Genomic DNA, 12,150 nt, shown 5'->3' with positions numbered 1-12,150 from the left:
GCGATCGACGCCGCCGCGACCCGTCTGGCCGACACGGTCGAAGAGTTCTATGCCCGGTGGCAGGCGAGCTCGCTCCCGCCGTACTGACCTCTCGTCGTCAGCCTCCTCCACATCATCGAGGGATTCCTTCGCGCAATGGCTACCCAACTGAAGGCGCTGTAGACCTCTCCTAGCGGATACGCGCCGGACGAATACGAGAGCCTGCCAGTAGGCCGACGCCAGGCCCTCGCAGGGCGCCCGCTCCCCCCATCCATCGGCCGTCGCCGCGCGCCCCGGCTGGCCGTGGCCCGGCCGGACTGAGCCTGCCGCGGCTTCCCGGACTGCTCACTCCGCCTGCACACAGCACCTCTTGCATGTGCCATGCGCGCCGGTTCTGTCGTGACGAAACTGGTGTCATGAACAGCGCGTACGAGGACGGGCGGCTGATCAGTGTCGAGTGCGGCAACTGCGGTCGCGAAGTGCTCTACGCCGGCACCGGGCGACCGCCAAAGTTCTGCAGCCGCAGCTGTCGCCAGCGCGGCTACGAGCTGCGCCGCGCGGCCCAAGCGCTGCAGGGCGGGCACGATCCGCGGCCGGCCACTGTGCGCGAGGTGCGTGAGCGCGAGGTGGTGCGCGTCGAGCGTGTCGTCGAGCGCCACGAGACGGTGCGGCCGGTCGTCGAGTATCGGCCGCACATGCCCTCACGCGGCTACGCCCGGGCCACGTACCTGTACCAGCTCGAACGCCAGGCGCGCGAGGACGTGCAGTCACTCGTGAACGACCCCGGCGAACTCGACGCGCTGGCGACCGCGTTGATGGCCGCAGTGCGTGCACTCAGCGACGCGTTCCCGCCGCACGATTCCGCGCTGCCGCCCGTCGACGAGCCCGTCGACGAGCGGCAGCGCCACCAGCCGCCCGACTCCGCCGGCCCTGCTCCGCTCACCCGCCAGCAACGCCGCGCCCGCGACCGCGCCCAGCGCAAACGCCACCACTGACCACCACGCCACTGCCACACCGTCGCCGCGCCATCCACCCGGAGCAGCACGCCGTGGGACGGGTCTGCCGTCACGACCACCCGACTCCGAGCGAGGCCTCCCCGCCGGGCATTCGAGGGGCTTGGGACAGGTTCCCCGATTACCCGTCCCAGCCGTCCCGCAGGGGCGATGTCCCCAGCTCAGGGCCTGATTCGCTGGCCTGGTGAAGCCGTCCCGCCTGCCGTCCCAGCCGTCACGGCATCCGTCCCAGCCGTCACGTGGCTCCGAGAGTGCTGGGCTGTGACGACGAAGGCGCGTTGCTCTAAGAAGGCCGGTTCGCGGCGAGGGAGGGAGTCGGCATGCCAGGCCCAAACGTGCGTTCCAGCGCCCTGCACGGGGCTGCCTCCCTCGGGTCCCTCGCTCCCTTTCACCACGTTGTGCCTGGTCAGGCATAGGGAATCAATGAGGGAGGCGGGAAGGGAAAACTCCCTTGGCCTGAGCTGGCTCCCTCGACCACTCCCTGGCGGGATGCGGACGCGCGGAAGCTGTCGGGACCGCTGGGGGAGAGCGGTGCCACCGAAACCGACCTTCGGCTCTGCGTCGTCTCCTAAAGTTCTCGCATGGCGTCGTCCTTCCGCCCACGCGGATACGTCCCGCCCGAGCGGGAAAAAGACCGGTTCAACTGCCCGAGCTGCGGCGCCTTCGCCGCGCAAAGCTGGCACGCACTCGGCTACGAGGAGCATGACGGCGCGTTCGGCCTCACCTGGAAGTCCATGCAAAGCTTGAGGTTGCCGAATCTCGAAGATCGGACGGTGAGCACCGAGCACATCTGGCGCGGCGCGCGCTGCGCCAGCTGCAACGCGTGGTCAGTGTGGCGCCAGAACACAATGATCTACCCCCAGCGCCGGGTCGGCGACCTGCCGCATCCCGACATGCCCGAAGAGGTCAAGACCCTCTACGTCGAGGCGACACGGGTCGCCGCGGTGTCACCGCGCGCCGGCGCGGCGTTTGCCCGCGTGGCCATCGAGCGCCTGTTGAAGACGCTCGATTCGGGCGCGCCCACGAAGACGAATCTGGCCGGCTACATCGACCGGGTACGGCCCCGGGTCAGCAGCCCGCTGGCGCGGCTGCTCGACGTCGTGCGGGTGACCGGCAACCAGGCGCTGCACGTCGACGAGCAGCCGCCGGAGCTCGTGGTGCTGATCTTGGATGAGGACCAGCCGGACGTCCTCGAAACGCTCCTGGAGACGACGAACGACCTGGTCGACGAGCTCATCACCCGTGACCAGCGCTCCCGAGAGCTACGCGACAAACTCCCGGACACGGTCAAAGCCCAGATTCCGGATCCGGACGCTCCTGCAGCTGCTGGCTGAACCACTCAGCCGCGGTCCTCGTCGGCCGCTCCGGCGCTTGGAACGTCGGGGGCTGGGGGCTCAGCCGTCGGCGCGGAGGTTGCCGGGGAGCGCACGACGTGCGCGGGCGCGGGCCGTGCTCGACGAGGACGAGCCGGGCACCACGGCGAGCTGACCTGGTCTTTTAAGGCCCGAGACCCGCTCCAAAGGGCCGGTGGTGAGTGTCTGACTCGGCTCAGCAGGGGCGAAGCCCGAGCAGGCGTGCGCACGAGCTTCATCCGCAGCTCCGCATGCGATTCCGGTGGCCGCGTAGCGTCCACCGGGTGGCAGGATTAGCCGGTGCCCTCGCTTGACGATATGACCGAGTACAGACGCGAAGACCTGGTCCGTCGTTACGGTCACTGGCGCGGGTTTGACCGTGAGCAGGTGGGCCAGATGGTCCGCAACTCCGCGGGCTCCCCATGCTGGCCCGTTGGCCGGTTATATGAACAAAACCAGCCCAGGTGGTCGCAGACCTCGCCAGTGGGGAAGATCCGACTTCGCCTGAACGAGGTCTTCGGGCCGATGTGCGCCATCTGCCGCGCCAACAGTGCCGCTGTGGTCGACCACGACCACGAGACCGGCTTCGTCCGTGGCCTGTTGTGCTACCAGTGCAACAGGCGATTGGACTACTGCCCGCACGTGGAGGGCTGCGTGTATGCGGACTACATGGCTGCTCCTCCGGCACGCGAGCTGGCCATCCGCTACCCGAACCGTGGTCGGAAGCCGCGGAAGCCGGCCCTGGATGCGGCCGGGCTCAAGGCGCGGCGCGCGGAGATAGCGGCGCTGGGGGCAGGTTCCCAGCCAACAGCTCAGGACGCCTGAACCTCCTGACGTCGAAGGCCCGCCGGCAGGGCGTCTCCCCTCGACTTGCTGGCGGGCTCTGAGCCCGGCGACTCTGAAGGCGGTACAGCGGAAACCCGGCGAATCGAACGCCCAATGGCTGAAGCGGCTTCAAGCCGACTTGGTCGTCCACATGGACCGGGTCACTGGTGCGGGCTCAGGCGCTACCGACCAGACGAACAGGTCAGGGCACTCCTCGTCCAGGCCGAGGCGCTGGGCCGCATCCGGACCCGCACCAACCCATTCGTAAGGGAGATCATCTCCACGATGCTCGCCCGCGCCCGCCGCGAAAGCGTCGCCCGCGACGTCCGCGGCATGGCCGACCGCATGGGGCTACTCAAGACCGCGTGAGTCACCACGGACAGCCCCGGCGATCGGAAAACGCCGGCACCAGCGAACGACCCGGAGTCCCCCGTCGGCTCCGGGCCGTTCCGGTCGCCACCGCCTTCCGCGCCCCGACGCGGAGTGAGTGCCGACCAGCCAGATCCGGGACTTCGCGACGTTCCGGACCAGCGCCTCTTCCAGGCGATTACCCCAGAACTCGCGGACCACGCACCTCATTCAGTCGCTGGCTCGGCGTCCTTTTCAGCTGTCGTCGAGCGAGCAGCGTCGCAGATCGCGTACACCGTCCGCCGCGACAGCCGCGAGTGCCCGATCAGCGCTTCCTCACCGGTTTGCCGTCCTCGAGCGGCTGGCGCGCGGCGACCACAGCGGCCCGCAGGTACCGCATCGTGTGCTCGACCTGTTTACGCGCGGCCGCCAAGTCTTCGCCGAGCATCTGCACCGTCTTCAGCGCCTGGCCCTCGCTCGTGAACTCGAACTCCGGCTGCTCGACCGTCCAGTCGATCTCGTACTCGACGGCCGCGGGCCCCTGGCCCAGTTCGGCGTCTCCAGCGGTCGTCATCCCCAGCCTCCGCCGGTCACACCGCGTGCCGTGACAGGATTTGTCACGTGTTGCGCTGGATAACCGCAGGAGAATCGCACGGCCCCGCCCTCGCCGGCGTGCTCGAAGGGCTGCCCGACGGGGTCGAGGTGACCACCGGAGACCTCACCGCGCAGCTCGCGCGGCGCCGGCTCGGGTTCGGCCGCAGCCCCCGCATGGGCTTTGAGACCGCCGACGTGATCGTGGGGCTCGGCGTGGACGGGTACCCGCTTGCGTTGCGCTGGCTGGCGGTGAACGCGAAGTGAGCCCGGTCCCGGAGCTCATCACCGAACGGCTCCGGTTGCGGGCCCTGACCGAGGCCGACACCGACGCCGTCGTGGCGCTGTTCGCCGACCCGGCGATGAGCCGGTACCTCGCCACCGACTTCTCCGATCCCGCGCGGGCCCGCGCCATGGCCGCCCGCAGGCTCGCTTACACCGGCCCCGAAGGCCAGGGACACTGGGCGGTCGAACGTGCCGGGGAGGTCATCGGCGTCGGGCACCTGCGTCCGTCTTCGCAGCTGCCGGGCGACGTCGCGGAGCTGGGCTACTTCATCGCGGCGCAGCACGCCGGTCACGGCTACGCGACGGAAGCCGCCCGCGCGCTCGTCGACCACGGCCTGCACGGTCTCGGCCTGCCCGCCGTCTGGGCGCTGGTCCACGAGGACAACGCGGCCAGCCGGGCCGTCGCGCGCCGGCTCGGGTTCCTCGACGTCGGATCGGGTGAGCACTACGGCGCCGAGCACCGCGTGCTCGTCGCCCTGCCCACCGCGCGAGCTACGGCCTGGCGCTGCGCTGGCTGGCCGAGAACGACTGAACCCGAAGGACCGTGATCAGCCGGGGCTGGCACGGCGGGGCGGGCGCTGGGTCATCCAGCGGGCCCGCATCGCCGCGATCTTCAGGCCGGGAGCGACCGGTTCGGTGTCGACGTCGCGGGACGAGGAAGAAAAGCGAATCCGGGCCACCATTGCCGCCCTGAAACGCGGCGAGGCACCGACGAACCCCTGATCAGGGACTTGATACCTCGGAGGTCCCGGATTTCGAGGGCCGTGCTCGCTGGCGCCGACCGCTGACGGGCCGGGTGGTGCCCTCACGGTCTGCAACTCCACCTGTTCTCTGCGGGGTCCTGGCAGGGTGCAGAGGGCGCAGCACCGTGGGTTTTTGTGTGTTATTGTGGTCGCGCGGACCTGCCCCACACATGTGGATCGGCAGGTCTAGCTTTTTTTGGGGGCCTTTTCAGACTTCCAGCGGGCCGCCGTTCACGTCGCAGCCGCGCAGGTACTCGTCGTACCAGCCCCATGCGAACCGCTTTCCCTGGTGCTGCTGCAGGCCCTGGTAGGTCGTCCAGGCCACCAGGTCGGCCATCTGTACCCAGGCCGATCGGTGTGCCGCGACGAAGAACGGGTCTTCGATCAGGTTCCGGGCGTTCAGCTTGAGGCCGCGGTGGGCGGCGTAGTAGGCGTCGCCAGTGCCGTTGCCGTCCATCACGATGAAGCCGTGCTCGCCAGCTCCGGTCAGCCGCGTGTCCAGGTGGTCGACGAGACCGCCGTAGGTGGCGTCCCGCTCGATCGCGTACTTCTTCCGGCGTTCCGCGGTGTGTCGGTAGACAGCCCCCACGTGCAGCTCAGGGCAGCACCGTGGGGCAGTTCGGCGCCGCACTGCGCGCTCATCGTGGCGGTCCGCTCGGCGAGGGCGGGGGAGGGCACGCGGTGGACTTCGCGGTCGGTTTCACCGCAGATGCGGCCGTTGGGCAGCGGCGTGCCGCGCTGGAGCCGGACGGTGACGATGCCGGTGCCGCGGTGCTGGCGGAAGGTGTCGGAGGCAGGGGCGGTCATGACGTGGGAGTCCTCACTCGATCGCGTGATGGCAGGGTCAGACCGCGCAGACCCGTGTAACTTGGTGGGCCGCGCGGGGAAGTAGCTCTTCTCGACACGCCGTTTCAGTGAGAACGAGTTCTGAGAAGAATTCAACCGCCTGGGGGCCTTCGCGGGCCACTGGCGCGAGGCACTCTCAGAAACGACCGTTTCCGAGAAGAACCCCGCGCACCCCTCGCCGGAACCTCCGAGGGTCGGATTCCGTCTCAGAACTAGTTCTCACTCAAACAGTGGGTCGGGTTAGTTTTGAGAAATGTTTGTGAGAAAATTCCGGGCATGGAAGACGCCGAACCGGTCGCGCTGACCGACGCAAATGAGGTCGAGCGGCACCCGTGCCCGCGCTGCCTGGCCAAGCCGGGCTCGCCGTGCCGGTCGCGTTCGGGCGCGGTCGCCGGGACGTACCACACCGGCCGGTTCACTAAGGTGCCGCGACTGGCGAAGGAACTGCGGGTGTCGACCCCGGCCGACCGCGGACCGGGCCGGCCGTGGCGGCCGGGCACCCCGCCGCCGGCGCCGATCACCGCGGACACGCCGAGCGCGGACATCCGCATCGGCTACGCCCGCTGCTCGCACCTGACCCAGGAACTCCAGTCCCAGCTCGACGCCCTCGCCGCGCACGGCATCCCGCGCGACAAGATCTTCGCCGAGAAGATCTCCACCCGGATCAGGGTGCGGCCGAAGTTCGAGGCCGCCCTCGAGGCGGCCCGGCAGATCAAGGCGCACGCCCCGCACTGCCGCGTCCTGTTCACCGTCTACGAGATGAAGCGCCTGGGCCGCGACTCCGCCGAACTGACCGCGCTGGCCGACCACTTGACCGCGCACGGGATCCTGCTGGAGATGCTCGCCGGACCGATCCCCGGGATCTACGACCCGTCGGGCACCGGGCGAATGCTGTTCGGGTTCTTCGCCGCGATGGCCGAAACCGACCGCGAGACCATCCGCGAGTCCACCTTGGAGGGACTGAACGCCGCGGCCCGCAAGGGAAACCACGGCGGACGGCCCCCAGTGATCACCGACGACATGCTGCACACCGTGCTGCGCCGCCGCGCGAACGGCGAATCCGTCGAGAACATCCGGCCGGACCTGATCATCCCCACCGGCAAACGCAAAGGACAGAACCCGAGCCTGGCCACCATCTACCGCGCCCTGGCCGAGCACGAGAAGCGGCAGAAGTTCCCCGCCGCCGTCGAGGCGGCCCATGCCGACTTCGCCGCCCTCTCCGGGGCGTCGGCGTGAACCGCGCGCGTGCGGCCGCCTGGATCGGCGGTGGGTTCGTGCAACGGATCCGGATCGCGCCGGACTCCGGCACCGGCCGCTATCCGTTCACTCTGCCGGTGGTGCGGCGCCTGGCCCAGGCCGGCGGGCTCGACCTCGACCCGGGCGTGACGTTCCTCGTGGGCGACAACGGCACCGGCAAATCCACCCTCGTCGAGGCGATCGCGGTGGCGGCGGGGTTCAATGCCGAGGGTGGCTCCCAGTCGTTCCGGTTCGCCACGCGCGCCACCGAGTCGAGCCTGGGCGACCGGCTGGTGCGGCGCTGGGGCGTCCGCAAGCCGCGCACCGGGTTCTTCCTGCGCGCCGAGTCCTACTACAACGTCGCCAGCGAGATCGAACGCCTCGACGCCGACCCGGGTTCGCCGCCGCTGCTGCCCGCCTACGGAGGGGTCTCCCCGCACGAACGCTCCCACGGGCAGTCCTTCCTGGACCTGGTGACGCACCGGTTCGGGCCGGACGGGCTGTATCTGCTGGACGAGCCGGAGGCAGCGCTGTCCCCGCGCGGATGCATGGCACTGGTGGCGCGGATCGCCGAGCTGACCGCCCAGGGCAGCCAGTTCGTGGTGGCCACGCACTCGCCGATCCTGCTGGCGGTGCCCAGCGCGCGAATCCTGCAGATCGACAGCGACGGCGAGATCGAGCAGGTCGGCTACGACGAGGCCGAGCCGGTCGCCCTGACCCGTGGGTTCCTTGCCAGCCCGGACCGGTTTCTGCATCACTTGCTTGCTGACCAGTGACGTTGGCACCGATCAGCGCTGCAGGGCCTCGATGACGCGTTCGGCGTTGCGGTGCAACGGGATCGCGAGGTCTTCGTACTCGCCGCGTTGATCCGCAGCAGCATCCGTCCCGTGGCGTAGAGCTGTGAGATCAGCCCGTCGCGGCTGTCGAGCTGGTCCGCGAACTCCGCCCGGACCCGCTCGGCGACCTCCGGCCGCAGCAGCGCGCTTGCCAACCAATAGCTAATCTAATCAACCGAATACCTGCTGGTCACAGGCTTCACGCCAGGCCTCATTGCCCCTTTCGCGCGTATCCCGGCGGCCCCCCTTCATGATCTGGTGGTGAAGGGTTTCGCTCTCACCACGGTCAGTCGATGTCGGTACCGGCCGAGCTCGAATGCCGCGTCCGCGAGGGCCTCGACCACGACGCCGGGTGCGACCGGCCAGTACATGAAGTCGTCGTTGCCGGGCAGGCCGGCCACCACCCCCGACGCGCGAACCGGGCCGCCCAAGGCGAACCGGAGCCTGCCCGCGAGCGACGCCAGCGCCGTGCGGGATAGCGTCGTCGACAACCCCACCGCGCGCACCCGGCCGCGGCGGTCGGCCTGGCCGAGCACTAGCGCCGTCGGGTGGGGCTGCCGGTCACGCCGAGCACGATTGCGTCGATGTCGGCGTAGTGGCGGACCTTGAGCCACCCGGAACGGCCACCACCCGCGGGGTAGCGGCTCTGGAGCGGCTTCGCCACGACACCCTCGACACCGACGGCTGACTGGTCCTCGCTGATCCACGCACGCGCCCGCTCGAAGTCGAGCGTCGACCGCATCAGCTGAACCCCGGCCGTGCCTGCGCCGATGACCGCTTGGAGCCGTTCGCGTCGGCGCGTGTACGGCCACGGCCGGAGGTCGCGGCCGCGCCAGCCGAGCAGGTCGAACGCCGCGAACACGATGACGACGCCCTCCCGGCGGCGCCGCGCTTCGCCGTAGCCGAGCGCGCCGAAGTCCAGTCGGCCGTCCCGGTAGGCGACAATCTCGCCGTCGAGGACCACCCGGCCCAGCGCGGCCGCCGACTCGAGTACTCCGGGGAACCGGTCGCTGAGGTTGCTGCCGATGCGGGACTGGATCACCCCGGCTGGCACGTGCACGGCTGCTCGCCACCCGTCCAGCTTGGGCTCGTACCCGTACGCGCCGGTGGGCAGCGCTGCGGCCGGCTCGGCGACAGCGAGCCTCAGCGGCAGATTTGGCACGGGCACAGGTTCATCGTGAGCTTCGCTGACCTGCGGCGCAGCCGTAGTGCCGCCTGAGTTCGCCGCTCACGGACGTACCACACGTTTGGTGCCGGAGATGGTGCGCAGATCGGCGACGTACACGAAGGTGTGTGCTTGTAGATACTGGATAACACTGGATACGTTCGAATAGTTCGATTAACCTCGGGGACTAGCCGAGCTAACTAGGAACGACTTGCGACGAACGATCGCCGGAAGAACCACGCGAACGAAGCGACACGCGAAGCGACGGAACAAGGTGCGTCTAGAACGGCGCAACCGCAAAGCGATGACGTGTGACCTAGCGAAGGAGGAGTGAGATGTCCATATCGCTGGAGGATCGGACCGTCCGCCCGCCGGACGAGAGCCACCGAGCGGACTACGCGGATCTCCTGCGCGTCCTCGTCAAGAGTCGCGCCGCCTTCGCAGAGGAGGGCCAGCCGACTCTTCTCGTCGGCGCAGGCGGCAAGAAGGTCGAAGTTCCCGAGGAACTGTTCGATGTGCTGGTCATCGTTGCAGGGGCGCTCGAGCGGGGCCAGGGCGTCACGGTGCAGCCCGCCAACGCGGAGCTGACCACTCAGCAGGCCGCCGACCTGCTCGGCATCGCCCGGCCCACCCTGGTCCGACGCCTGGAAGCCGGGAAGATCCCGTTCCATCTCGTCGGCCGGCATCGTCGGGTGTACCTCACCGACCTGCTGGAGTTCGAGGAGAAGTCGCGTCGAGGCCGGCGCCAGGCGCTGGCCAAGCTCGCGCGCGACGGCGCGCGCGACGGCAGCGAAGCTGCAACGAACAAGTTTGTCGACACCCGCCGGTAGCTATCCCGGGGGATATTGACCTCTCTGCCCCCGTGTCGCGGGGATTCTCGGGTGGTTTACACCCATCAGTGGTGGACACTTGTTCGGTGGCCTTCTCCGCGTTCCTCGACGCCTGCGTCCTCGCGCCGTACAACCTGGCGGATCTGCTGCTGACCATGCCCGACTCCGGGAGCAGCTACCGCCCGTTGTGGTCGCCGGGAGTACTTGAGGAGCTGGAGCGGACCTTGGTCGATGATCTCGGGGTGCAGCCAGCGTCCGCGCAATATCGCATCGAGACGATGGTGGAGTACTTCGACGACGCGATGGTGACCGGTTACGAGGACCTGATCAACGGGATGACGAACCACCCGAAGGATCGGCACGTCCTCGCGGCCGCGGTGAAAGGCGGCGCTCAGGTCATCGTCACCAACGATGTGAAGGGCTTCCCCGCTTCCGCCCTGAAGGCCTACGACATCACCGCGGTATCGGCGGACCAGTTCCTGCGCAATCAGCTCGACATGTACCCGCAGGCCACCGTCGCGGCGTTGCTCCAGGTCGCGGAGGACCGAGACAACCCGCCGACGTCGGTTGCCGAGGTGCTCGGGTACCTCAACGTGCTGGTGCCGGGATTCGTCGCCGAGGTGATCCCGATGTTGCCGGAGCAGTCGTAGACTCGCACGCATGTTCGAGGCCCGGCGGCCGAGAGGGATCCATCGCCACCGAATGTTGCTTCGTGACAGCAACCACCCGATACGACCTGTATGCCCGGCTAGTCCCGACGCCTGACGTAGGCCAGATGATTCAGCGCACGGTCGCACGCATCCCCGAATGCTGAGCGGTAAGCGCCGCTTGGACACGTCGTCGGGTCGGCGTCGTTACCGGAAATCCCGCGACGCGGAGGCGAGGCTTTTCAGGTCGAGGGGCGTGACTTGGTCGGCGACCAGCGACACGGTGCCCTGCCGACCTGAGCGATGCCACGCACGAGCAGCGCAGTGTTGTTGAGCCACGTGTGTCGGCATCGCCACCGTTGACCGGACCAGGGCTCTAAACCACCGTCGTGCCGTTGTGTCAGTCGGGCACTGCCCGACTACGCGCCCGCCGTCCTCGACATCGATCCGGCCGGCCTGGCCAGTGATCTTGATCGATCGCCGACGGGCCGCCTCTGCCCCGGGGTCGCGGCCCGGAGGGTGCGTGGGTGATGGTCAGCGGTCGGGCCATCAGGTTCGGGCCGAGAGTGGTTTACCGGGACGGCATACCTCCGTGCGGGCTGTTGATCACCAAGGGCAGGGATCCCTCGAGAAGGTAGTAGTGCCCGGGGAAGTAGTCGACGTGAAGGTGGCCGCCGTCCTCGGCGGTGGCCATGGCATGCACGTTTTCGGCCAGGACGGCCCTGGACTCGGCGTCGCCGCTGATCACAAGTGTCTGCGTCTGGTCATCGAGGCGGATGTGGACGCCGGAGCCGGATGTCTTCCTGACTTCGATTCCCGTCAGCATGCTGTTCGGGGGCGACGTGGGCGCGGCGCTGATGAACCCGGTCCCCTCGGCTATCAGGCTTGCCAAGTGCGCCAGTTCTTTCGCGGTCGCGGTGATGTCCACTTCTCCGTACACAGGGTCTGACGTGAGTCGCACGGTCGGCGTTTCCTTCCCGGACAGGCCATTCCCCGGGGCAAACACACAGGCCCCGCAGCGTCAGCATGTCCTTCGTGCTCAGCGGAACACCGAGCAGGTGCCGGACCCGACGGCGACCACAATTTGATCAGCGGAAGTCGCGGGACGCGGCCGCGAGACCCTTGAGGTCGAGCGGGGTGACGTGGTCGGCGACCAGCGAGACGGTGCCCTGGCCGACTTGGGCGATCCCGCGCACGAGCAGTGCCGGGCTGTTGAGCCATGTGCTTCGGCATTTCCGCCACATCCCGACCGACACGATCACGTTGCACATGCCGGTTTCGTCTTCGAGGTTGAGGAAGGTGATGCCGCCGGCGGTGGCGGGGCGTTGTTTGTGGGTGACGGCGCCGCCGACGCGGATGCGGGTGCCGTCGGGGACGTCGAGGAGCCGGCCGGCGGGGATGGCGCCGAGCTTCTCGAGGTGGGCGCGGAGGAATTCGATGGGGTGGCGGTCGGG

14 protein-coding genes and 1 pseudogene are annotated in these 12,150 nt (G+C 68.8%); 9 read left to right on the top strand and 6 right to left on the bottom strand.

Annotation, left to right across the window (positions count from 1 at the left end; translation table 11 throughout):
- The first annotated feature begins 395 nt into the window (after positions 1-395).
- From AB0F91_RS46025 to AB0F91_RS46015, 3 genes are all read left to right on the top strand, one after another.
- On the top strand, positions 396-974 hold the full coding sequence (locus tag AB0F91_RS46025; RefSeq protein ID WP_360608665.1) for a hypothetical protein: 579 nt from the start codon (positions 396-398) through the stop codon (positions 972-974).
- A gap of 599 nt (positions 975-1,573) precedes the next feature.
- Complete coding sequence (locus tag AB0F91_RS46020; protein WP_360608663.1) at positions 1,574-2,326, top strand: DUF4145 domain-containing protein; 753 nt, start codon at positions 1,574-1,576, stop codon at positions 2,324-2,326.
- Positions 2,327-2,662: 336 nt separating this feature from the next.
- Positions 2,663-3,169 carry an endonuclease domain-containing protein gene (locus AB0F91_RS46015; protein ID WP_360608661.1) on the top strand — a complete coding sequence of 169 codons (507 nt, stop codon included), beginning with the start codon at positions 2,663-2,665 and terminating at the stop codon, positions 3,167-3,169.
- Positions 3,170-3,842: 673 nt separating this feature from the next.
- Here the strand turns inward: AB0F91_RS46015 and AB0F91_RS46010 are convergent.
- Entirely contained in the window at positions 3,843-4,091 is a 249-nt protein-coding gene (locus tag AB0F91_RS46010; protein WP_360608659.1) for a hypothetical protein, read from the bottom strand.
- 47 nt (positions 4,092-4,138) lie between these two features.
- On the opposite strand from AB0F91_RS46010, the pseudogene AB0F91_RS46005 reads away from it, so the two are divergent.
- Positions 4,139-4,324, top strand: a pseudogene (locus tag AB0F91_RS46005) (chorismate synthase); the annotation flags it as partial.
- Between the two features lie 47 nt (positions 4,325-4,371).
- Positions 4,372-4,941, top strand: a complete 570-nt coding sequence (locus AB0F91_RS46000; RefSeq protein ID WP_360608656.1) for a GNAT family N-acetyltransferase — start codon at positions 4,372-4,374, stop codon at positions 4,939-4,941.
- 403 nt (positions 4,942-5,344) lie between these two features.
- Here the strand turns inward: AB0F91_RS46000 and AB0F91_RS45995 are convergent, their stop codons facing one another.
- Complete coding sequence (locus tag AB0F91_RS45995; RefSeq protein ID WP_360608654.1) at positions 5,345-5,725, bottom strand: DUF3800 domain-containing protein; 381 nt, start codon at positions 5,723-5,725, stop codon at positions 5,345-5,347.
- Positions 5,726-6,258: 533 nt separating this feature from the next.
- Here AB0F91_RS45995 and AB0F91_RS45990 point away from each other — a divergent pair.
- Together AB0F91_RS45990 and AB0F91_RS45985 are read left to right on the top strand one after the other, a co-directional pair.
- Positions 6,259-7,218 carry a recombinase family protein gene (locus tag AB0F91_RS45990; RefSeq protein ID WP_360608652.1) on the top strand — a complete coding sequence of 320 codons (960 nt, stop codon included), beginning with the start codon at positions 6,259-6,261 and terminating at the stop codon, positions 7,216-7,218.
- Positions 7,215-7,994 (top strand): AAA family ATPase, encoded by a 780-nt coding sequence (locus AB0F91_RS45985; protein WP_360608650.1) that lies wholly within the window; start codon positions 7,215-7,217, stop codon positions 7,992-7,994. The genes AB0F91_RS45990 and AB0F91_RS45985 overlap by 4 nt, the downstream gene beginning before the upstream one ends.
- 308 nt (positions 7,995-8,302) lie before the next feature.
- Here AB0F91_RS45985 and AB0F91_RS45980 read toward each other — a convergent pair whose 3' ends face one another.
- Both AB0F91_RS45980 and AB0F91_RS45975 read right to left on the bottom strand, forming a co-directional pair.
- The gene (locus tag AB0F91_RS45980) at positions 8,303-8,551 is read right to left on the bottom strand and encodes a hypothetical protein (protein WP_360608648.1); all 249 of its coding nucleotides are present in this window, start codon (positions 8,549-8,551) and stop codon (positions 8,303-8,305) included.
- A 38-nt stretch (positions 8,552-8,589) separates the two neighbouring features.
- Entirely contained in the window at positions 8,590-9,222 is a 633-nt protein-coding gene (locus AB0F91_RS45975) for a hypothetical protein (RefSeq protein ID WP_360608646.1), read from the bottom strand.
- Positions 9,223-9,554: 332 nt separating this feature from the next.
- On the opposite strand from AB0F91_RS45975, the gene AB0F91_RS45970 reads away from it, so the two are divergent.
- Both AB0F91_RS45970 and AB0F91_RS45965 read left to right on the top strand, forming a co-directional pair.
- Positions 9,555-10,049 (top strand): helix-turn-helix domain-containing protein, encoded by a 495-nt coding sequence (locus tag AB0F91_RS45970; RefSeq protein ID WP_360608644.1) that lies wholly within the window; start codon positions 9,555-9,557, stop codon positions 10,047-10,049.
- 86 nt (positions 10,050-10,135) lie between these two features.
- The gene (locus AB0F91_RS45965; protein ID WP_360608642.1) at positions 10,136-10,699 is read left to right on the top strand and encodes a PIN domain-containing protein; all 564 of its coding nucleotides are present in this window, start codon (positions 10,136-10,138) and stop codon (positions 10,697-10,699) included.
- A 568-nt stretch (positions 10,700-11,267) separates the two neighbouring features.
- On the opposite strand, the gene AB0F91_RS45960 is transcribed toward AB0F91_RS45965, so the two are convergent.
- Positions 11,268-11,624 carry a hypothetical protein gene (locus tag AB0F91_RS45960; RefSeq protein WP_360608640.1) on the bottom strand — a complete coding sequence of 119 codons (357 nt, stop codon included), beginning with the start codon at positions 11,622-11,624 and terminating at the stop codon, positions 11,268-11,270.
- Positions 11,625-11,784: 160 nt separating this feature from the next.
- Positions 11,785-12,150 (bottom strand): OB-fold nucleic acid binding domain-containing protein (locus AB0F91_RS45955; protein WP_360608638.1); only part of this gene is annotated, 366 nt, incomplete at its 5' end.

Source organism: Amycolatopsis sp. NPDC023774 (genome assembly GCF_040639695.1).
Classification (GTDB): Bacteria; Actinomycetota; Actinomycetes; order Mycobacteriales; family Pseudonocardiaceae; genus Amycolatopsis.
This window is presented reverse-complemented; position numbering and strand designations above follow the sequence as displayed.

What these genes read in the sequence shown, in the direction of transcription:
- AB0F91_RS46025 (WP_360608665.1), top strand. Translation starts at nt 396, where the DNA reads ATGAACAGCGCGTACGAGGACGGGCGGCTGATCAGTGTCGAGTGCGGC.
- AB0F91_RS46020 (WP_360608663.1), top strand. Translation starts at nt 1,574, where the DNA reads ATGGCGTCGTCCTTCCGCCCACGCGGATACGTCCCGCCCGAGCGGGAA.
- AB0F91_RS46015 (WP_360608661.1), top strand. Translation starts at nt 2,663, where the DNA reads ATGACCGAGTACAGACGCGAAGACCTGGTCCGTCGTTACGGTCACTGG.
- AB0F91_RS46010 (WP_360608659.1), bottom strand. Translation starts at nt 4,091, where the DNA reads ATGACGACCGCTGGAGACGCCGAACTGGGCCAGGGGCCCGCGGCCGTC.
- AB0F91_RS45990 (WP_360608652.1), top strand. Translation starts at nt 6,259, where the DNA reads ATGGAAGACGCCGAACCGGTCGCGCTGACCGACGCAAATGAGGTCGAG.
- AB0F91_RS45970 (WP_360608644.1), top strand. Translation starts at nt 9,555, where the DNA reads ATGTCCATATCGCTGGAGGATCGGACCGTCCGCCCGCCGGACGAGAGC.